This is a genomic window from Nonomuraea turkmeniaca (assembly GCF_005889735.1).
In the GTDB taxonomy this organism is placed as follows: Bacteria; Actinomycetota; Actinomycetes; order Streptosporangiales; family Streptosporangiaceae; genus Nonomuraea; species Nonomuraea turkmeniaca.
This window is the reverse complement of record NZ_VCKY01000092.1, coordinates 18,745-38,455: the sequence shown is the minus strand read 5'-3', so window position 1 is coordinate 38,455 and position 19,711 is coordinate 18,745. Positions and strand designations below refer to the sequence as shown.

At 69.5% G+C, this 19,711-nt stretch carries 17 protein-coding genes and 1 pseudogene; 9 read left to right on the top strand and 9 right to left on the bottom strand.

Annotation, left to right across the window (positions count from 1 at the left end; all coding sequences use genetic code 11):
* Nucleotides 1–124: pseudogene (locus ETD86_RS25805) on the top strand (DNA polymerase III subunit delta'); the annotation flags it as partial.
* A 176-nt stretch (nt 125–300) separates the two neighbouring features.
* Nucleotides 301–528 carry a DUF4190 domain-containing protein gene (locus ETD86_RS60160; RefSeq protein ID WP_211370305.1) on the top strand — a complete coding sequence of 76 codons (228 nt, stop codon included), beginning with the start codon at nt 301–303 and terminating at the stop codon, nt 526–528.
* On the opposite strand, the gene ETD86_RS25795 is transcribed toward ETD86_RS60160, so the two are convergent.
* Complete coding sequence (locus ETD86_RS25795) at nt 525–989, bottom strand: sterol carrier family protein (RefSeq protein WP_425465653.1); 465 nt, start codon at nt 987–989, stop codon at nt 525–527. The two genes, ETD86_RS60160 and ETD86_RS25795, sit on opposite strands and share 4 nt — an antisense overlap.
* Nucleotides 990–1,078: 89 nt before the next feature.
* Here ETD86_RS25795 and ETD86_RS25790 point away from each other — a divergent pair, with 89 nt between their 5' ends.
* Nucleotides 1,079–3,130, top strand: a complete 2,052-nt coding sequence (locus ETD86_RS25790; protein WP_138668744.1) for a PhoX family protein — start codon at nt 1,079–1,081, stop codon at nt 3,128–3,130.
* A gap of 35 nt (nt 3,131–3,165) precedes the next feature.
* The gene (locus ETD86_RS25785; protein WP_138668743.1) at nt 3,166–5,046 is read left to right on the top strand and encodes an ABC transporter ATP-binding protein; all 1,881 of its coding nucleotides are present in this window, start codon (nt 3,166–3,168) and stop codon (nt 5,044–5,046) included.
* 122 nt (nt 5,047–5,168) lie between these two features.
* Here the strand turns inward: ETD86_RS25785 and ETD86_RS25780 are convergent, their stop codons facing one another.
* Nucleotides 5,169–6,620 (bottom strand): DHA2 family efflux MFS transporter permease subunit, encoded by a 1,452-nt coding sequence (locus ETD86_RS25780; RefSeq protein WP_138668742.1) that lies wholly within the window; start codon nt 6,618–6,620, stop codon nt 5,169–5,171.
* 70 nt (nt 6,621–6,690) lie between these two features.
* Here ETD86_RS25780 and ETD86_RS25775 point away from each other — a divergent pair, with 70 nt between their 5' ends.
* Both ETD86_RS25775 and ETD86_RS25770 read left to right on the top strand, forming a co-directional pair.
* Nucleotides 6,691–7,335 carry a TetR/AcrR family transcriptional regulator gene (locus ETD86_RS25775; protein WP_246148154.1) on the top strand — a complete coding sequence of 215 codons (645 nt, stop codon included), beginning with the start codon at nt 6,691–6,693 and terminating at the stop codon, nt 7,333–7,335.
* 10 nt (nt 7,336–7,345) lie between these two features.
* Entirely contained in the window at nt 7,346–8,092 is a 747-nt protein-coding gene (locus ETD86_RS25770) for a methylenetetrahydrofolate reductase (RefSeq protein ID WP_211370304.1), read from the top strand.
* Here ETD86_RS25770 and ETD86_RS25765 read toward each other — a convergent pair.
* From ETD86_RS25765 to ETD86_RS25755, 3 genes are read right to left on the bottom strand one after another with little or no spacing between them, the layout of a single operon-like run.
* Complete coding sequence (locus ETD86_RS25765) at nt 8,053–9,522, bottom strand: MFS transporter (protein WP_138668740.1); 1,470 nt, start codon at nt 9,520–9,522, stop codon at nt 8,053–8,055. The genes ETD86_RS25770 and ETD86_RS25765 overlap by 40 nt on opposite strands.
* Before the next feature lie 45 nt (nt 9,523–9,567).
* Nucleotides 9,568–10,230 (bottom strand): Crp/Fnr family transcriptional regulator, encoded by a 663-nt coding sequence (locus ETD86_RS25760; protein WP_138668739.1) that lies wholly within the window; start codon nt 10,228–10,230, stop codon nt 9,568–9,570.
* 33 nt (nt 10,231–10,263) lie between these two features.
* Nucleotides 10,264–12,288, bottom strand: a complete 2,025-nt coding sequence (locus ETD86_RS25755; protein ID WP_246148152.1) for an adenylate/guanylate cyclase domain-containing protein — start codon at nt 12,286–12,288, stop codon at nt 10,264–10,266.
* A 163-nt stretch (nt 12,289–12,451) separates the two neighbouring features.
* On the opposite strand from ETD86_RS25755, the gene ETD86_RS59210 reads away from it, so the two are divergent.
* Complete coding sequence (locus tag ETD86_RS59210; RefSeq protein WP_211370302.1) at nt 12,452–13,312, top strand: collagen-like protein; 861 nt, start codon at nt 12,452–12,454, stop codon at nt 13,310–13,312.
* Nucleotides 13,313–13,367: 55 nt separating this feature from the next.
* On the opposite strand, the gene purL is transcribed toward ETD86_RS59210, so the two are convergent.
* From purL to purS, 4 genes are all read right to left on the bottom strand, one after another.
* Nucleotides 13,368–15,650 (bottom strand): phosphoribosylformylglycinamidine synthase subunit PurL, encoded by a 2,283-nt coding sequence (gene purL, locus ETD86_RS25745; RefSeq protein WP_138668738.1) that lies wholly within the window; start codon nt 15,648–15,650, stop codon nt 13,368–13,370.
* A complete protein-coding gene (purQ, locus tag ETD86_RS25740; protein WP_138668737.1) occupies nt 15,647–16,327 on the bottom strand; it encodes a phosphoribosylformylglycinamidine synthase subunit PurQ in 681 nt (226 codons plus the stop codon). Before purQ ends, purL begins: the two co-directional genes overlap by 4 nt.
* Nucleotides 16,328–16,490: 163 nt before the next feature.
* Entirely contained in the window at nt 16,491–16,877 is a 387-nt protein-coding gene (locus ETD86_RS25735; RefSeq protein ID WP_138668748.1) for an ATP-binding protein, read from the bottom strand.
* A 221-nt stretch (nt 16,878–17,098) separates the two neighbouring features.
* Nucleotides 17,099–17,344 (bottom strand): phosphoribosylformylglycinamidine synthase subunit PurS, encoded by a 246-nt coding sequence (gene purS / locus ETD86_RS25730; RefSeq protein ID WP_138668736.1) that lies wholly within the window; start codon nt 17,342–17,344, stop codon nt 17,099–17,101.
* Nucleotides 17,345–17,638: 294 nt separating this feature from the next.
* Here purS and pdhA point away from each other — a divergent pair, with 294 nt between their 5' ends.
* On the top strand, nt 17,639–18,730 hold the full coding sequence (gene pdhA, locus ETD86_RS25725; protein ID WP_138668735.1) for a pyruvate dehydrogenase (acetyl-transferring) E1 component subunit alpha: 1,092 nt from the start codon (nt 17,639–17,641) through the stop codon (nt 18,728–18,730).
* Nucleotides 18,727–19,707, top strand: a complete 981-nt coding sequence (locus ETD86_RS25720) for an alpha-ketoacid dehydrogenase subunit beta (RefSeq protein ID WP_138668734.1) — start codon at nt 18,727–18,729, stop codon at nt 19,705–19,707. The genes pdhA and ETD86_RS25720 overlap by 4 nt, the downstream gene beginning before the upstream one ends.
* Nucleotides 19,708–19,711: the final 4 nt, after the last annotated feature.

The following is a 19,711-nucleotide window of genomic DNA, read 5'->3' as shown; positions in this document are numbered from 1 at the left end:
CCTGCGCGCCGCCGGAGCGCCGACGCAGGGGCGGTGGCGGGTCATCCTGTTCGAAGACGCCGACCGGGCCACGGAGTCCGCCGCGAACGCCCTGCTCAAGGCCATCGAAGAGCCTCCACCCCGTCCAGCCCGTACGGCGGCCCGCCGGGTTACGGCCCGCCGCCGGGATCCCCGTACGCTCCGCCAGGCGCTCCCTACCAGCAGCCCGGCCAGCAGGACAGGACCGGCCAGGGCCTGGCCACGGCCGCGCTGGTCCTCGGCGTGGCCAGCCCCTTCCTGGTGTTCGTCTGCTTCACCGGCTTGATCACCGCGATTCTGTCGATCGTCTTCGGCTGCGTGGCGCTCGCCAAGCACGCGGGCAAGGGCCGCGCCATCGCCGGCATCGTGATCAGCATCCTGTCCCTGATCCTCTTCGCGATCGTGGCCATCTGGTTCTGGAACGTGGTCCAGGAATGCGCCCACCTCCCCGGCCAGCTCGCCGACCGCTGCTTCGAGGAGAGGTTCCCCTGGATGAGCGGGAGTCGCTAACGCAGCGGCAGGTGCTCTGACAGATCGGCGCGGGATCCGCTGGCGGAGATCGCGCCTTTTGCCATGGCGTCCTCCCATGTGAGCCGCCCGAGCGCGAGCTCGATCCAGGTCCGCCCGTCGGTCTCGACCACGTTCGGCGGCGTGCCCCGCGTGTGCCGGGGCCCGGCGATGGCCTGGACGGCGGCGTACGGCGGCACGCGGATCTCGACGGTCCGGCCCGGCGCGGCGGCCGCCAGCTTGTCGAGCAGGTAACGCACCGCCTGCCTGGCCGCGTCACGTTCCGGCCGCAGCCCCCGGTCGTAGGCGGCCAGCACGGCAGCCACGAGCGCGTCGGGCAGGGCGGACGCGGGCCCGTCGTAGGAGGGCTCGTCGAGGGCGACCAACTGGCCGTCGAGTGCCGCTTTCAGCTTCTCCGGGTCCATCCTGCGTGCTGCCACCCCACTATTGTCTCCCGGCAGCATTCATCGAGACGGAGGTCTTCGTTCACCCAGGGTTTCGGCGGCGACCGTAGCCTCCCCGCCGTACAACCGCGCACATATCTGGAGGACCTGTGGCGAACCTCAAGGGGGGCCGGCGGCTGCTGCCGCTGCTTTCCACCCCGCACAAAGGTGGCCGATCCGCGCTGACCTGTCAGTTCCGCTGCGGCAACGCGTGCGCGCACGACGTCGGCAACACCTCTGACAACGCTTACTTCGGCGATGTGGTGAAGGAGGCGCTGTCGCGCCGCGGCGTGCTGCGCGCCGGCGCGCTGGGCGCTCTGGTGGCGGGCGTGGGCGTGGCCGGAGCGGCCCCGGCACTCGCCGACGACCCCGAGGCCGCGACCACGACGGGCGGCTGGTCCGGGAGCGACCTCCGTTTCACCCCTGTGGCGCCGAACAAAGAAGACGCGTTGACCGTCCCGGACGGCTACAGCTCCTCCGTAGTGGTGCGCTGGGGTGACCCGGTGCTGCCCGGCGCGCCGGCCTTCGACTTCGACAACCAGACGGCCGACGCCCAGAACAAGCAGTTCGGCTACAACTGCGACTACGTGACGATGTTCCCGATGGGCCGCGACCGCGCGCTGCTCTGGGTGAACCACGAGTACACCGACGAGACCCTGATGTTCCGCGGCTACACGGGCGGCGCCACCGCGACCGAGGAGCAGATCAGAATCGCGCTGGCCGCCCACGGCGGCTCGATCGTGGAGATCGAGCGCGAGGGCAGTGGCCAGTGGAAGCTGGTCACCGACGGCCGTCGCCGCTACAACCGCCGCATCACCGCCCAGACCCCCATGAAGTTCAGCGGACCCGCCGCGGGCAGCGACCTGCTCAAGACGGCCGCCGACCCCAAGGGACTCAAGCCGGTCGGCATGCTGAACAACTGCGCGGGCGGCACCACCCCGTGGGGCACGGTGCTGACCGCCGAGGAGAACTTCGACCAGTACTTCGTCAACGCCGACAAGCTGCCCCCGGAGCAGTACGCCGCGCGCTACACGCTCCCGAGCGGCGCCTCGTCGAGCAGCCGCCGGTTCGACCGCGTCGAGGAGCGCTTCGACCTGGCCAAGCACCCCAACGAGGCCAACAGGTTCGGCTGGATCGTGGAGATCGACCCGTTCGACCCCGACTCCACGCCGATCAAGCGCACCGCGCTCGGCCGCTTCAAGCACGAGGCGGCGACCACCGTGATCGCCAAGGACGGCCGCCTGGTCGCGTACATGGGCGATGACGCGCGCTTCGAGTACGTCTACAAGTTCGTCTCCAAGGACCGCTACATCCCCGGATTCGACCGGCACAACCGGACGCTGCTGGACGAGGGCACCCTGTACGTGGCCAAGTTCACCGGCGACAGCCCGAAGGCCGAGATCGACGGGACCGGCAAGCTGCCCTCCGACGGTCTGTTCGACGGCTCCGGCGAGTGGATCCCGCTGGTCTCGGGCAAGAAGTCGTACGTGGACGGCATGACCGCCGAGCAGGTCCTCGTCTACACCCGCGTGGCCGCCGACAAGGTGGGCGCGACCAAGATGGACCGCCCCGAGGACGTCGAGCGCAACCCGGTCACCGGCTCCGTCTACGTGGCGCTGACCAACAACAGCAACCGCACCGCGGCCCAGGTGGACGAGGCCAACCCGCGTCCCTCCAACAAGCACGGCCACGTGCTGGAGATCGTCGAGCAGCGCAACGACGCCGGCGCGACGCGGTTCGCCTGGTCGCTGCCGCTGGTCTGCGGCGACCCGAACGACGCCTCGACGTACTTCGCCGGCTTCGACAAGTCGAAGGTCTCGCCGATCTCGTGCCCGGACAACCTGGCGTTCGACCGCGACGGCAACCTGTGGATCTCCACGGACGGCAACGCGCTCGGCACCAACGACGGCCTGTTCGTGATGCCCGTACGCGGCAAGGAGCGCGGCTACCTGCGTCAGTTCCTCACGGTTCCCGTCGGCGCCGAGACCTGCGGCCCGATGGTGACACCGGACCAGCGCAGCGTGTTCGTGGCGGTGCAGCACCCGGGCGAGACCGACGGCGCCGGCCCGGACAACCCCTCCAGCCGCTGGCCCGACGGTGACCAGCCGCGCCCGTCGGTCGCGGTGGTCTGGCACAGCAAGGGCAAGAAGATCGGCGCTTGACCTCAACTTAACTTGAGGAAATAGATTTCCATGCCATGAGCATGGAAATGACCGCTTGGCACCAGCTGTACTCGATGAACAACCGGCCGGAGCGTCGCCCCCTTTCCAGGGCGACGCTCCGGCGCATCAGCGGCTTCGCCCGTCCGCACCGCCGGAGATTGACGCTGTTCCTGCTGCTCAGCGTGGTGCTGGCGGGCCTGGCAGTGGCCTCTCCGCTGCTCGCGGGCCGGGTGGTGGACGCGATCTTCAACTCGGAGCCGCTGGACGTGGTCGTCGTGGTGGCCCTGACGATCGCGGGTCTGGCCGTCGCCGAGGCGGGGCTCGGGCTGCTCAACCGGTGGCTGTCCGCGGGTATCGGCGAGAGCCTGATCCTCGACCTGCGCACGGCCGTCTTCGACCACGTGCAGCGCATGCCGATCGCGTTCTTCACCAGGACCCGCACCGGCGCGCTGGTCAGCCGGCTCAACAACGACGTGATCGGAGCACAACGGGCGTTCACCGACACCCTGTCCGGCGTGGTCGGCAACCTCGTGACGCTCGCGCTGACGCTGACCGCGATGATCGGCATCTCCTGGCAGATCACGCTGCTCGCGCTGCTGCTCCTGCCGATCTTCGTGCTGCCCGCACGGAGGATGGGCACCAGGATCGCCCGGTTGCGACGCGAGGCCGCCGACCACAACGCGGCCATGGGCACCCAGATGACCGAGCGGTTCTCCGCGCCCGGCGCGACGCTGGTGAAGTTGTTCGGCCGGCCCGCGCACGAGTCGGCCGAGTTCGCGAGCAGGGCAAGGCGGGTGCGGGACATCGGCGTGCGCTCCGCCATGACCCAGTCGGCCTTCGTCACCGCGCTGACCCTGGTCTCCGCGCTCGCCCTCGCCCTGGTGTACGGCCTCGGCGGCTTCTACGCCCTGCGTGACCAGCTTGCGCCCGGCGCGCTCGTGTCGATGGCCATGCTGCTCACCCGCCTGTACGCCCCGCTGACGGCGCTCGCCAGCGCCCGGGTGGACGTGATGAGCGCGGTCGTGAGCTTCGAGCGCGTCTTCGAGGTGCTCGACCTGAAGCCGCTCATCCAGGAGCGGCCGGACGCCGGGAAGGTGCCCGAGGGGCCGGTCGCGGTCGAGTTCGAGGACGTGCGGTTCGCGTACCCGTCGGCCGACAAGGTCTCGCTCGCCTCGCTGGAGGAGGTGGCCGCTCTCGACTCGCGCGGCGGCGTCGAAGTGCTGCACGGCGTCTCGTTCCGCGCCGAACCCGGCCAGATGGTGGCGCTGGTCGGCTCGTCCGGCGCGGGCAAGTCCACGATCGCGCAGCTCCTGCCCCGGCTGTACGACGTCGACTCCGGTGCGGTCCGGCTCGGCGGCGTGGACGTGCGCGACCTGACCTTCGACTCCATCCGCGACACGCTCGGCATGGTCACCCAGGACGGTCACCTGTTCCACGAAACGATCCGGGCCAACCTGCTGCTGGCCCGGCCGGAGGCGAGCGAGGACGAGATCTGGGACGCGCTCACCAGGGCCAGACTGGCGACCTTGATCCAGTCGCTGCCCGACGGTCTCGACACCGTGGTCGGCGAGCGCGGCTACCGCCTGTCGGGCGGCGAGCGTCAGCGACTCACGATCGCCCGGCTGCTGCTGGCCAGGCCCAGGGTCGTGATCCTGGACGAGGCCACGGCCGCCCTCGACTCGACCTCGGAGGCCGCTGTGCAGGCGGCGCTCGGCGAGGCTCTCGCGGGCCGGACCGCCGTGGTGATCGCACACCGGCTCTCCACGATCCGGGCCGCCGACCTCATCCTGGTGATCGAGGACGGCCGCGTGGTGGAGCGCGGCACGCACGCCGAGCTGCTCGCCGCCGGCGGGCGCTACGAGGAGCTGTACCGCACGCAGTTCGAGGACCCCACGGTGGCGGAGGCGGCAGCCTGAGGTTGTGCTGTGCTCAGGGCCTCACTTCGTGAGGCGAGCTCGGTCGCCTCACGCCGCCGTCTTCCCCCGCTCTGGTCGCTTCGCTCCCGCCGCTCCTCCAGACGACGGCACTCCCACCCTGCTCAGGGCCTCACTTCGTGAGGCAAGCTCGGTCGCCTCACGCCGCCGTCTTCCCCCGCTCTGGTCGCTGCGCTCCCGCCGCTCCTCCAGACGACGGCACTCCCTCGCAGGGAGTAGAGCGCGACCGGGATCGCCGCAAGCACCACTACCGCGGCGATCACCAGCGTGAACTGGTACGCGTCGAGGAAGGCCGGCAGCGGCGGCAGGTTGCTCGCGCTCTGCCTGGAGCTCAGGATCGCGCCCAGCACCGTGATGCCGAGCAGCCCGAACACCTCGCGTGAGACGTTCAGCATGCCTGAGGCCACGCCGGAGCGGTCCTTGGGCATCCCGTTCAGGATGGCGGCGGTCAGCGGCACCAGCAGGCCGCCGCCGAGCCCGTACAGAATGAACCAGGGCGCCACGCCCGCGTAGTCGCCGTCGGCGCCGACCCGGGAGAGCAGGTAGATCGCCGCGCCCATGAGCGCCATCCCGAGCGCCACCGTCCGGCCGATGCCCAGCCGTGCGCTGACCCGCTGGGACAGGATCGCGACGACGGCCATGACCAGGGCCATCGGCACGAACGAGCCGCCTGCCTCGGTGGGGGAGAAGCCGAGCACGTTCTGCAGCCACAACGCGCTGAAGAAGTAGATCCCGAACACCCCGAACGACCATATGCCGCTGGTGAGCAGCCCGCCGGTGAACGTCCTCGACCTGAACAGCGACATGACGATCATCGGCTCCGCCGCCCGCGCCTCGACCAGCGCGAACGCCACGGCCGACGCCACGAACACCCCGAACGCGAGCAGGATCTCCGGCGAGTTCCACCCGGCCCCGTCGCCTTCGATGAGCGCGTACGTCAGCGCGGACAGCGCCAGCGCCGACGTGGCAAGACCCGGCACGTCGAGGCTGCGCCGCACCCGCTGGAAGCCGGGCCGGACGGCCCACACCGCGAGCCCGAACGTCACCAGCCCGATCGGCACGTTGATCAGGTAGATCCAGCCCCAGTGCAGGTTCTCGCTGATGAAGCCCCCTGCCACCGGGCCGAGCGCCATGGACAGTGCTCCCGAGGCGCTCCAAATGCCCACCGCCCGGCCGCGTTCGCCGGGATCGGGGAAGATCTGCCCGATCAGCGCCAGCGCGGTGGGCGTGAGCAGCGCCGCCCCCACCCCCTGCACGGACCGTGCCGCGATCAGCATGCCTCCGCTGGTGGCCAGACCGGCCGCCAGCGATGACACCGTGAAGACCGCCAGCCCGCCGAGGAACACCCGGCGCGCCCCGAACACGTCCGCGAGCCGCCCGCCGACCAGCATGAGCCCGGCGAACACCAGGATGTACGAGCTCACGATCCACTCCAGCCCCGAGATCGTCAGCCCGAGCTCCCGCTGGATCGTCGGCAATGCGACATTGCCCACGTTGTTATCTAAATAGGTCATGAACGTGCCCAGGGTCACGGCGACCAGTGCCCACCACCGCATATGCGTCTCCTATACGCCGTACTTGTACGTCGTATAGTTCAACTTGTACGGCGTATAGTTGTCAACCGTGATGGGAAAACTGACCGCGCAGGCGATCGCGGAGCGCGCCCTGGAGATCGGCGACACCGAGGGTCTCGACGCCGTGACGATCAGGCGCCTGGCCACGGACCTGGGCGTGACCCCGATGGCCCTCTACTGGCACTACAAGAACAAGGAGCAGCTGATCGTCGGCATGGCCGATCACCTGATCGCGGGCTTCGCGCCCAAGCCGGCCGACGACCGCCCGTGGCGGGAGCAACTCCGCGACCTCGCCGAAGGCCTGATCCGGACGCTGCGCGCGCATCCGTGCGCCAAGAACGTGATCGAGCAGATCGACCCGATCGCCGTGCCGAACTTCCTGGCCGTCTGGGACCAGGCGCTCGGCCTGGCCAGGAGCGCCGGGTTCGACGTCGAGGAGAGCTGCCTGATCACCAAATACCTGCTCCAGAGCGCCATCGCCATCGCCGACGCCCCGTCGCACTCCCGGATGGCCAAGGTGACGGCGGAGCAGGTCAGGGCCAAGCGCCTGGGCCTGCAGTCGCTGCCCGCCGAGAAGTACCCCTTCCTGGTGGAGATGGCCACCCCGCTGGTCGAGGGCATGAACCCGGCCCTGTACGACACGTTCGGCGTCGATCTCGTCCTTGCCGGCATCGAGCAGCTCGCGGCCGGACGCTAGAGTCCTGATCGTGACCTTCGAGCTGATCTGCGAGATCGAACCCCCGACCAAGCCCGATTTGACGCACGTCAGGCACCAGATCGGCACGCTGGGCAAGATCGCCCACTCGTTCCTCATCCCGGACAACCACATCGGCCGCGCGACCGTGTCGAGCGTCGCCGTGGCCCATGAGGTGGAGGCGATGGGCGGGCGCGGCATCGCCTGCCTCAACTCGCGCGACCGCAACCTGCTCGGCTTCCAGCGCGACCTGCTGACGGCGGCCGCGTACGGGGTGGACCAGTTCCTCTTCGTCTACGGCGACAAGCCGACGAGCGGCAACAGGACCAGCGACCTGACGGTCCGCTCGATGATCGAAGAGGCCAGGAGGTTCTCGCCGGGCCTCCGGCTCGGCGCGGCCGCCGCGCTGCGCCCGCTGCCGGCGTGGAAGCGCACGGCCGACTTCCTGTTCGCCCAGGTCAGCTTCTCGCTGGAGGCTCAGCTGCGCTGGCGCGAGGCCCACCCGGTTGACGTGCCCGTCTACGCGGGCGTCATGGTCCTGGCCAGCGAACGCCACGCCCGCACCCTGGCCGCCGCGATCCCGGACATCGCCCTCCCTGATGATCTGGTCGCCCGGGTGGCCGCGGACCGCATGGCAGGCGTGGAGGCGGCCTGCGAGCAGGTGCTCGCCCTCCGCGACTCCGGGGCCTTCGCCGGCGTCCACCTCATCCCGGTCTCCCGCTACCGCGACGTCGAGTCCAGGCTGGCCACCGCCCTCTGAGGCCGCGCCAGGGCGGCCAGGAGCGCGCCTGCCACGGCCACCGTGAACAACACCGCGTACGCGCGCTGGAACCCGTCCATCAGCTGCCCCACCGCCACCGGCGACAGCTCCGACAGGGTCCCGGCATACACCTGGGCCCGCAGCCCCGGCCCCACGCTGCTGGTCAGGACGCTGAGCGACAGGCCCACGCTGATCACGATCCCGATGTTCATGACCATGACGCGGAAGCCGTTCACCACGCCCAGGCTGTCCTGCGGCAGCGCGCGCATGACCTGCGTCGTGTTGCCGGTCAGGAACGTCCCGCTGCCGCAGCCGGCCACGAACAGGCCGATCCCGATCACCCAGTACGGTGTCTGCGGATCGGCCGTCAGCATCAACGTGCCGAGCCCGGTGGCGCTCAGCACCGCCCCGCCGATCGACAGCGCGTAAGGCGACACCTTCCTGCCCAGCATCCCCACGATGGGCGAGGCCAGCCCGATGCCCAAAGGCACCGGCAACACGCTCAGCCCCGCCTCGAAGGCGTCCAGCCCTCTCGCCGCCTGGAAGTACAGGGCCATCACCAGGATGAGCGCCGAGCGGGCCAGCGCGTTGCAGAACGAGGCCAGGTTCGCGTAGGTCAGCAACCGCCCCGCGAACAACCGCAGATCCAGCACCGGATTGGCGGATCGCCGCTCGGCCAGCACGATCAGCGGCAGCAGCAGCGCGAACACCGCCGCCCCGGTCAGCACCACCGGGCTGGACAGCCCGCCCGAGCCCGCCTCCGACAGCGCCAGGAGCAGCGCCGACAGTGCCGCGAACAGCAGCACGTTGCCCAGCGCGTCCACCGGCTCCCGCGGCCGCCTGGGCATCCTCCGTAAGATCAGCGTGCCCCAGCCGAGTGCGATCAGCCCGGCGGGCACGTTCACCCAGAAGATCCACTGCCAGCCGGCGGTCTCCGCGATCAGCCCGCCCAGCGTGGGCCCCGCCAGCTGCGCCACCGACAGCGTGCCGATGTAGACCCCCATGCCCTGGCTGAGCCGCTCCGGCGGGAAGGCGTCGGTGATGATCACGGTCCCGTTGGCCAGGATCATGGCCGCGCCGACGGCCTGCAGCACCCGCATCGCGACCAGGAACCACACGGTCGGCGACAGCCCGGCCAGCAACGAGGCCAGCGTGAAGAGGGCGAATCCGGCCAGGTACACCTCGCGCCGCCCCAGCAGGTCGGCCACCCGGCCGAAGAACACCAGGCTCGCCGTGTTCACCAGCAGGAACGACAGCAGGATCCACCCGGACTCCAGCGCACCGGCGTGGAAGTGCCGGACCACCGTGGGCAACGCGACGTTGAGCGTGCTCCCCGCGATGCCGATGAGGACCAGACCCAGGCTGGTGACCGAGCACACGCGCCAGGCATAACGCAGGCGGCTGTCGTCTTGGGGGGTGACCGCGACCATGCCCTCCACTATGACGTACGACGTACGTCCGTTTTGTGATGGGGGTTACCGGGCGCGCTTCCTCAGGCCGTCGAGGTCATGGATGACCACGCGCCGCCGGCCGGTCTCGATCAGGCCGCGGTCTCGCAGGGTGCGCAGGGCCTTGCTGACGGCCTCGCGGGACGCGCCCGTCCATCCCGCCAGCTCGTCCTGCGACAGCGGCAGCGCCACGCGTACGCCGCTGTTGGTCTTCTCGCCGTAGCGTTCGGCCAGCTCGAGCAGCCGGGTCGCCACCCGCCCGGTGGTGTCAAAGGCGCCGTACTCGATCCGCTTCCTGTCCGCGTCCCGCAGCTTGCCGGTGACGAGCTCCATGAGCAGCACCGCGATGCGCCCGTGGGACTCCAGGAAGGAGGGGAAGTCGCGGACCACGATGCCGGAGATCGGCTCCAGCGCGGTCACCGTGGCCGAGCGCGGCGAACCGTCGATGGACGACATTTCGCCCAGCAGCGCGCCGGGGCCGCGGACGGCGAGCACCACCTCGGTCCCGGCGCTCGTGTGCGACGAACACTTGACCCGGCCCTCGAGCAGCACGAGCACCCAGTCGGACGTGTCACCCTCGGACATCACCGCCGTGCCGCGGTCCCAGCGCCGGATGCGACCGGCACTGCGCAAGGCTTGCACTTCCTCGTCGGTGAGCAGGGACAGGAACTCACCGGGCTCTGAATCCATGCGCCCGATTATGTCGGTACGGGGTCCCCCCTTCTATGTCAATTCGGTCAGAACGTAGGCCGCCACGAGCTCTTCCTTGCCCTTGAGATTGAGCCGCCCCAGAGGGTTCACCGACGCGCCGCGGCCCAGTTGTTTGAGCGTCGTGTCCCCGATCACCACCGTGCCGGGCTCGGCAATGGCCTGGAGCCTGGCGGCCACGTTCACGCAGTCGCCCATGGCGTTGAAGCCGCGCAGCTCGGGGCTGCCGATGTTGCCGACCAGGGCAGGGCCCGTGTTGACGCCCACCCGGAACGTCGGCCACTCGACGTCGTCCACCCGCTTCCACGCCATCTCCTCGGCCACCTCGGACGCGGCCCGTTGCATCTCCAGCGCGGCCTTGCAGGCGGCCCTGGCATGCCCGGGCTGCGTGGCGGGGGCGTTGAACAGGGCCAGCAGCGCGTCGCCGACGAACTGCACGATCGTGCCGCCGTTGTTGAGGATGCAGGGGACGGCTGCCGTGTGGTAGCGATTGAGCATCTCGACGATCTCGCCGGGCGTGACCCGCTCGGAGAACGTCGTGAAGCCCTTGAGGTCGGCGAAGAGCGCGGTCAGCTCCTTCAGCTCGCCGCCCAGCGCCGCCTGCCCGGGGTCGGCCAGCAGGGCGTGCGCCACGTCGGGCGACATGTACTGGTGGAACAGCGTGTGCAGCTCCCCGTAGAGCCGGGCGTTCTCCAGGGAGATGGACAGCTGCCCGGCCAGCGTGGCGGCGAGCGCCTCGTCCTGGCGCGTGCGCCCGACGGGCACCTCCAGCACGCCCGCCAGCTTGCCCTTGACGGTCAGCGGGAAGGCCAGCAGGTGGTCGTGCCTGATCGGGTCGTCGCCGGCGAACCGGTAGACACGCGAGCCGATCTCCGTCTTTCCTTCGGCGACGAGAGCGATCTTGACGTCGCCGAACGCCTGCCGCACCCGCTCCAGCGACGTGGACAGCAACTCCTGCTCGGCCAGGCCGATCTTGGTCTGGGCGCTCACGTCCACCAGCGCCGTCAGGCGCTCGGACAGCTCGCGCTCGTTGGCCAGCGCCTCGCCGGCCCGGTCGAGCACCGCGGCCTGGCCCTCGTTGAGCCGGAACTTGCCGGACAGCCGGGTCGCGGCCAGCGGCTCGCCCCGGCGTACGTGCTCGACCAGCTCCTCCAGCGCCCGGTCATAGTCCTGCTGGATCCGTCGTACGGTCGCCGCCAGCGTCACCGAGTCGAACAGCCCCGCACTCGACCCCTCCCGCCTGAACTGCAGGTACGCGCTGTAGGCCACGAAGACGAAGGCCATGGTCAGCAGCAGGTGCCACTCCCACCAGGACAGTCTCCAGTTGAGCTGCGACATCCCGGCGATCATGGCCTCGGCCAGCAGCGCGTACGCCGTGATCAGGCTGATCAGCATGGCCGACGGGCGCTGCCGGTGAATGAGGAACATCATCACGCTCGCCGCGCCGTACAGGAGCAGGCCGGGAATGGACGCCCACGCGAACCAGGGGACCGGCTCGCGGAAGGGTTGCTCGCTGAGCGGCGTCAGCCCGGGGATCAGCGACGCGAGCCCCCATACGATCATGAAGCCGAAGAGCACCGCGCGGACGAAGTGCTGCGACCCCAGCACCTGCTTGGCCGCCTGCTCGCCCAGTGGCAGGGCCGAGGCGAACGCGAACACGGCCGCGATCGAGAGCCCGACCTGCTGGCCCAGGTCGAACCCGAGCGAGCCGGTCGGCAGGATGATCTGCGGAGTGGCCAGGCCGTGCATGAAGAAGAACCCGGCGCTGCTCAGGAAGACCATGGACACCAGGAAGAGCCGGGCGTCCTGGCGCCGCCGCGACGCCTCGCTGATCATCACGCCGAGCACCACGTTGAGCCCGGCCACGGTGATGATCATCCAGAAGTGGCTGGGATTGTGGTGCCACTCGATGTTGATCGTCGGCTGGGCGAGCAGCAGCCAGAGGCCCAGCAGCGGCAGGGCCAGATGAAGCCCCCAGACCACGCCACGGACGGGTTGCGTGGCCGGAGGCAGGTAGGGGGAGGGATTGGCGGTTGGCACAGACCGATTATCCATCCGAGATCGCCACAACCAATGCGTCGTTTTACACACCAGGTCGGAGACTCCTGGTCAACCTCGTCAGTAACGGAATGCATCGTGACAGATACGTTATGTAGTTCCTGTCACCCGATGGAACGGTTGAAACGTGAATCTCATGCACAACATGAGCAACACTCGTTCCCGGAAGGACAAGGCCGTGGCCATCAATGTTCGTGGTGGGCGTACGCTCACCCTCGCCACCGTCGGAGCGCTGGCCGCCTCGCTCCTCGCCGTCGGTGGCGTCGCCACCGCGTCGTCGGCGGCCGGTGAAGTGCACGCCTGCGTGCACAAGAAGTCCCGCTACGCCCGCATCGTCAACCCGACGACGAAGTGCAGGAAGACGGAGGAGCGGGTTCTGATCGGCGGCGGCCAGTCCACGACGACCGTCCAGCAGGGCCCCGCGGGCTCCCAGGGCCCGCAGGGCCCCAAGGGCGAAGCCGGCCCGGCCGGCCCGGCCGGCCCTCAGGGCAAGCAGGGCCTCCAAGGCCCGAAGGGCGACACCGGACCTCAGGGCCCGAAGGGCGAGCAGGGCACCCCGGGCAAGAACGGCGAGGACGGCAAGGACGGCCTCCCGGGTAAGGACGGCGAGCCCGGCAAGCCCGGTAAGGACGGCGAGCCCGGCAAGCCCGGTAAGGACGGCGAGCCCGGCAAGCCCGGTAAGGACGGCGTGGATGGCAAGGACGGCGCCACCTACACGACCGTCACCGCGAACGTGCCCTTGAACTCGACCACCTCGGCGACGGCGCCCTGCCCGTCGGGTTCCACGGTGACGGGCGGCGGCTTCTCCTTCGACACGCTCAAGAACGCCGTCGTCATGGGCAGCGCGCCCAGCGGCAACGGCTGGAAGGTGACCGTGGACAAGGACGACAACGGCTACGGCAACAACGCCGCCTCCACCGAGAGCGACACCCAGAAGATGTCCGGAGGTAACTACGGCACCTCTGTCAAGGGCACCGTCTACGTCGTCTGCATGAAGAAGGCTTAGCGGAACGCGCGAGGGCCGGCACGGACGCCCGTGCCGGCCCTCTTACGCGTAACCGTCAGCCGAACAAAGCGGGCAGCGCCGCCGAGTGCGTCTCCCGAAGCTCCTCGACCGGCACCGAGAACTCGTCCTCGACCACGAGCGCCGACCCGCCGGTGTACCCGAGCCCGTAGCACGGCACATCGTGCCGCCCGCACAACGACGCGAACTCGTCATAAGCCTCCGGCCGCACCACGACCAGCGCCCGCCCGGCCGACTCGCTGAACAGGCAGGTGAAGGCGTCACCAGGAAGGGCCACGGTCGCCCCGACGCCCCGAGCCAGGCACGACTCGGCCAGCGCCACGGCCAGCCCGCCGTCCGACAGGTCATGCGACCCTTCGAGCAGCCCCCGCCTGGCGGCCTCCACCAGCACGGTGGCCAGCGCCCGCTCGGCTTCCAGGTTCGCCGCAGGCGGCAGCCCGCCGAGGTGGTGGTGCGCGACGTGCGCCCACTCCGAGCCGCCGAACTCCTCGCGCGTGTCCCCGAGCAGCACGACCCGCAGCCCGTCGCCGACGAACCCGGACGGCACCCGCTTGGCCACGTCTTCGATGACCCCCAGCACGCCGACGACCGGCGTCGGGTTGATGGCCGTCGCGCCCGTCTGGTTGTAGAAGGAGACGTTGCCGCCGGTGACCGGCACGCCCAGCGTCCTGCACGCGTCCGCCAGACCGCGCACGGCCTCGGCGAACTGCCACATGACCTCGGGATCCTCGGGGGAGCCGAAGTTGAGGCAGTTGGTGACGGCCAGCGGCTTGGCGCCGGTCACGGCCACGTTCCGGTACGCCTCGGCCAGCGCGAGCTGCGCCCCCGCGTACGGGTCGAGCTTGGCGTAACGGCCGTTGCCGTCCGTGGACAGCGCGACGCCCCGCGTGGTCGGCTCGGCGCCCGCCATGACCTCGGAGATCCGCACCATGCCCGCGTCCGCCGGCTGGGCCAGCACGGTGTTGGAGCGCACGTAGCGGTCGTACTGGGAGGTCACCCACTCCTTGGAGGCCAGGTTGGGCGAGCCGAGCAGCTGTAGCAGCGTGGCCCGCAGGTCGGCGGGCCGCTCCAGCCGGTCGGGGGTGTCGGCGTTGAGCGCGGCCTGACCGACCGGCTCATGGTAGGGGCGCTCGTAGACGGGCCCCTCGTCGGCGGCGGTGCCCGGCGGGATGTCCACGATGACCTCGCCGTCCCACGTCATGACGAGGCGGCCGGTGTCGGTGACCTCGCCGATCACGGTGGCGGGCACGTCCCACTTCTCGCAGATCGCCATGAACGCCGGGATGTCGTCCGGCCGGACCACGGCCATCATGCGCTCCTGCGACTCGCTCATGAGGATCTCCTCGGGCAGGAGCGAGGGATCGCGGAGCGGGACCAGGTTGAGGTCGACGCGCATGCCGCCGGTGCCCTTGGCGGCCAGCTCGGTCGTGGCACAGGAGACGCCGGCCGCGCCGAGGTCCTGGATGCCGACGACCACGTCGGCGGCGTACAGCTCCAGGCAGCACTCGATGAGCAGCTTCTCCATGAACGGGTCGCCCACCTGCACGGCGGGCCGCTTGGCCTGCGACTCGTCCTCGAAAGTGGCCGACGCGAGCACCGAGGCGCCGCCGATGCCGTCAGGGCCGGTGGACGCGCCGAACAACACGACCTTGTTGCCGGGCCCTGGCGCCGTGGCCAGCTTGATCTGGTCCTTGCGTAGCAGGCCCACGCACAGGGCGTTGACCAGCGGGTTGCCGATGTAGCAGGGGTCGAAGACGACCTCGCCGCCGATGTTGGGCAGGCCCAGGCAGTTGCCGTAGTGGCTGATGCCCTCGACCACGCCGGGCAGCACCCGGCGGGTGTCCACGGCGTCCGCGCCGCCGAAGCGGAGCGAGTCCATGACCGCGATCGGGCGCGCGCCCATCGACATGATGTCGCGGACGATCCCGCCGACACCGGTGGCGGCGCCCTGGTGCGGCTCGACGTAGGAGGGGTGGTTGTGCGACTCGATCTTGAACGTGGCCGCCCAGCCGTCGCCGATGTCCACCACGCCGGCGTTCTCGCCCATGCCCACCAGCAGCGCCTCGGACTTGGGCGCCTTGGTCGCGAACTGCCTGAGATGCACCTTCGACGACTTGTACGAGCAGTGCTCCGACCACATGACGCTGTAGATCGCCAGCTCGGAGCCGGTGGGACGGCGACCCAGGATCTCCTTGACCCGGTCGTACTCGTCCTGCTTCATCCCCAGCTCGGCGAAGGGCATCAGCTCGTCGGGAGTCTCCGCCGCCCGCTTGACGTTGTCGGTGGCGGGTTTATTGGGTCGCTCGCTTCGCTCGCTCATGCGTTCACCAGCTTCTTGAGGATGGAGGTGAAGAAGCCGAGGCCGTCCGTGCTCGGCGCGCCGACCAGCTCCTCGACCGCGTGCTCGGGGTGCGGCATGAGACCGACGACGTTGCCCGCCTCGTTGCGGATGCCCGCGATGTCGTTGAGCGAGCCGTTGGGGTTGCCGATGTACCGCACGACCACCTGGTCGTTGGCCTCCAGCGCGGCCAGCGTCTCGTCGGAGGCCACGTAGCGGCCCTCGCCGTGCTTGACCGGCAGCACGATCTCCTGGCCGGGCGCGAACGAGTTGGTCCACGCGGTCGCCGTCTGCTCGATCCTGAGCTTCTGGTCGCGGCACACGTAGTGGAGCGAGGCGTTACGGGTCAGCGCCCCGGGCAGCAGGTGCGCCTCGCACAGGATCTGGAACCCGTTGCACGTGCCGAGCACGGGCAGCCCCGCCTTGGCGGCCGGGATGAGCTCGTCCATGAGCGGCGCGAACCGCGAGATGGCGCCGCAGCGCAGGTAGTCGCCGTAGGAGAAGCCGCCGGGCAGGAACACGGCGTCCACTCCCTTCAGGTCATGGTCGGCGTGCCACAGCGGAACCGCCTCGGCGCCCACGAGGCGCACGGCTCTGGCGGCGTCCTGGTCGTCGAGAGTTCCTGGAAACGTGACTACGCCCACACGGGCAGCGCTCATGACAGTCGTCCCCTCCGAGGAATGCGCGCGCACGCGCCACCGTCTCTTCGGGGCGGACGGCGGCGGTCTACTCAGGTTATCGGGTGCTGTCCCGTGGTCCGCATCGGCCGGCAGGTCTCCTGCGACCGAGCCCGCCTCCACGGAGTGGAGGCCATGAACGCGGTCAGACGGCTGCCAGCTGCCGCGGACGGGCGTCGGCCTCGCCATCCCAGTCGAGCAGCTTGCGCAGGTGGACCGTGGTGCCACGGCCGGGTGTGATGCCGAAGGAGATCTCGTCGACCACGGACCGCATGATCAGCAGGCCGCGGCCGTTCTCGGTGTCAGGAGGGGGAAAGTGCGGCGGGATCGACGGCAGCCCGTTGCCGTTGTCCGCCACCCGCACGTCGCACTGGCCGGAGCCGATCGACGCCGTCACCTCGTAGCGGTTGGCGGGTCCCCCGTGCCGCACCGCATTGGAGCACGCCTCGGAGACGGCGAGCAGCATGTCGGCGATGCATGTCTCGCTCACGTTGAGTGAACGCATGGCATCGCCAAGCACTCGCCTGACCATCGGTATGCCGATCGCATCCCGAGGCAGTGCCAACGAGAACTCAATATCCACCGGACTCCTCCGGGCGCCAGAATGTCACCTGGAGTAGGTTTCCCTGTGAAATCGGGGCTAACCGCAAAATCACGCTGTTGTTATTTAGTGTTGGCATGCCCGTGGCATTGTGGCACGCCCGAACCCGGCTTTAAGCGCCCAGGGGGAAATCAGGGAGCCATATCTCCCTTCTACCCCTCAACCCGGACGCTGTAGTCCTCGATCACCGTGTTGGCCAGCAGAGTCTCGGCCATCTTGCGCACCTCGGCGAGCGCCGCCTCGTCGGCCGGGCCCTCGAGCTGGACCTCGAAACGCTTGCCCTGGCGTACGGCCGAGACGCCGGAGAAGCCGAGCCTGGGCAGCGCTCGCGCGATCGCCTGGCCCTGCGGGTCGAGGATCTCGGGCTTCAGCATGACGTCCACGATGACGCGTGCCACTGCGTTCCTCCTGCATACGGGTGGAGTTGGGAAAGCAAGCCTACCGGTGGCGTGTGGTCGGGGGCACAGCGGGAACGGCTAGGACATGGGGCTTGCGCGCAGGGCTGTGATGTCTGCCACCATGGCCCCAAACAAGTACGAACCACCACCACATGGTTCTTGCTTTCGAAGGCCGGTCAAGGTGGCAACCCCATCGACATCCGGCCCCGAGACCACAGGAGTGGCCATGACCGAGCTTGTCGAGGTCATCGATGAGCACAGCACAGCGGTCGTGAGGGCGACGGAGTCGACCTCATGACAGTCGACGCTTCTCGTGGGGCTGAAGGATCCCCCGAGCTCGTCCAACTGCTCACCCCAGAGGGAGAGCGGGTCGAGCATCCCGACTATGACATCGATCTGACCCCGGAGGACGTCCGGTCGCTCTACCGCGACCTGGTGCTCGTCCGCCGCATCGACCTTGAGGCCGTGGCGCTGCAGCGCCAGGGGGAGCTCGGCATCTGGGCCTCGCTGCTGGGCCAGGAGGCGGCCCAGATCGGCTCAGGGCGCGCGCTCACCGACGTGGACATGGCCTTCCCCACCTACCGCGAGCACGGCGTGGCGTGGTGCCGCGACGTGGACCCGGTGAAGCTGCTCGGCCTGTTCAGAGGTGTCAACCACGGCGGCTGGGACCCGAAGGAGCACAACTTCCACCTGTACACGATCGTGATCGGCAGCCAGACGCTGCACGCGGTCGGGTACGCCATGGGCATCCAGCGTGACGACGCCAACGCCGCCACCATCGTCTACTTCGGCGACGGCGCCACCTCGCAGGGCGACGTCAACGAGTCGTTCATCTGGGCGAGCGTGTTCAACGCGCCGATCGTGTTCTTCTGCCAGAACAACCAGTGGGCCATCTCCGAGCCGCTGGAGAAGCAGACCCGCATCCCGCTCTACCGCCGCGCGTCCGGCTTCGGCTTCCCGGGGATCCGGGTGGACGGCAACGACGTGTTCGCGTGCCTGGCGGTCACGCGCAAAGCGCTGGAGGCGGCGCGTACAGGGCAGGGGCCGACGCTCATCGAGGCGTTCACGTACCGGATGGGCGCGCACACCACCACCGACGACCCGACGCGGTACCGCGTCGCCAGCGAGCTGGAGGCGTGGAAGCTCAAGGACCCGATCGAGCGGGTGAAGGCCTACCTGTTCAAGAACGAGCTGGCCGACCAGGTGTTCTTCGACTCCGTGGACGGCGAGGCCGACCAGCTGGGCGCCGACCTGCGCAGGAGGTGCCTGGCGATGCCCGATCCCGAGCCGCTGGACATCTTCGACCACGTCTACAGCGAGCCCCACGCCCTGATCGACCAGGAGCGCGCCCAGTTTGCCGCGTACCTGGAAGGATTCGAGAAATGACGGTCTTGAGTTTGTCCAAGGCGCTCAACGAGGGCATGCGCAAGGCCATGGAGGACGACTCCAAGGTCCTCATCATGGGTGAGGACGTCGGCAAGCTGGGCGGCGTCTTCCGGGTCACCGACGGCCTGCAGAAGGACTTCGGCGAGGACCGGGTCATCGACACGCCGCTGGCCGAGTCCGGCATCATCGGCACCGCGATCGGTCTGGCGCTGCGCGGCTACCGGCCGGTGTGCGAGATCCAGTTCGACGGGTTCGTCTTCCCCGCGGCCGACCAGATCATCACGCAACTGGCCAAGATGCCGATGCGGTCGCTGGGAACGATCAAGCTGCCGGTGGTCATACGCATCCCGTGCGGGGGCGGCATCGGGGCGGTCGAGCACCACAGCGAGTCCCCCGAGGCGTACTTCACCCACACCGCCGGCCTGCGGGTCGTCGCCTGCTCCAACCCGGCGGACGCGTACACCATGATTCAGCAGGCCATCAGCAGCGACGACCCGGTCCTGTTCTTCGAGCCGAAGCGCCGCTACTGGGAGAAGGCCGACATCGACACCACGTCCACCGACTGGTGGACGCCGCTGCACGCCGCCAAGGTCGTTCGCTCCGGCGCGGACGCCACGCTGCTGGCGTACGGTCCCATGGTCAAGACGTGCCTGGAGGCCGCTACCGCCGCCGAGGACGACGGCCGCTCGCTCGAGGTAATCGACCTGCGCTCGCTCAACCCGCTGGACGAGCCGGTGGTCATGGAGTCCGCGCGCCGGACCGGCCGGGTCGTGGTCGTCCACGAGGCCCCCGTCAACAGCGGGTTCGGGGCCGAGCTCGCGGCCAGGATCACCGAGCAGTGCTTCTACCACCTGGAGGCCCCTGTCCTGCGGGTCGGCGGCTTCTCCACCCCCTACCCCCCGTCGAAGCTGGAGGAGCACTACCTGCCCGACCTGGACCGGGTGCTCGACGCCGTCGACCGCACCTTCGGGTACTGAGAGG

Coding starts and splice junctions, on each gene's coding strand:
- purQ (WP_138668737.1), bottom strand. CDS start 16,327: ATGAGCGCTGCCCGTGTGGGCGTAGTCACGTTTCCAGGAACTCTCGAC.
- ETD86_RS25760 (WP_138668739.1), bottom strand. CDS start 10,230: ATGGATTCAGAGCCCGGTGAGTTCCTGTCCCTGCTCACCGACGAGGAA.
- purL (WP_138668738.1), bottom strand. CDS start 15,650: ATGAGCGAGCGAAGCGAGCGACCCAATAAACCCGCCACCGACAACGTC.
- ETD86_RS25780 (WP_138668742.1), bottom strand. CDS start 6,620: ATGCGGTGGTGGGCACTGGTCGCCGTGACCCTGGGCACGTTCATGACC.
- pdhA (WP_138668735.1), top strand. CDS start 17,639: ATGACAGTCGACGCTTCTCGTGGGGCTGAAGGATCCCCCGAGCTCGTC.
- ETD86_RS25775 (WP_246148154.1), top strand. CDS start 6,691: ATGGGAAAACTGACCGCGCAGGCGATCGCGGAGCGCGCCCTGGAGATC.
- ETD86_RS25795 (WP_425465653.1), bottom strand. CDS start 989: ATGCTGCCGGGAGACAATAGTGGGGTGGCAGCACGCAGGATGGACCCG.
- ETD86_RS25785 (WP_138668743.1), top strand. CDS start 3,166: ATGAGCATGGAAATGACCGCTTGGCACCAGCTGTACTCGATGAACAAC.
- ETD86_RS25720 (WP_138668734.1), top strand. CDS start 18,727: ATGACGGTCTTGAGTTTGTCCAAGGCGCTCAACGAGGGCATGCGCAAG.
- ETD86_RS25765 (WP_138668740.1), bottom strand. CDS start 9,522: ATGGTCGCGGTCACCCCCCAAGACGACAGCCGCCTGCGTTATGCCTGG.
- ETD86_RS25735 (WP_138668748.1), bottom strand. CDS start 16,877: ATGGTCAGGCGAGTGCTTGGCGATGCCATGCGTTCACTCAACGTGAGC.
- ETD86_RS59210 (WP_211370302.1), top strand. CDS start 12,452: ATGAGCAACACTCGTTCCCGGAAGGACAAGGCCGTGGCCATCAATGTT.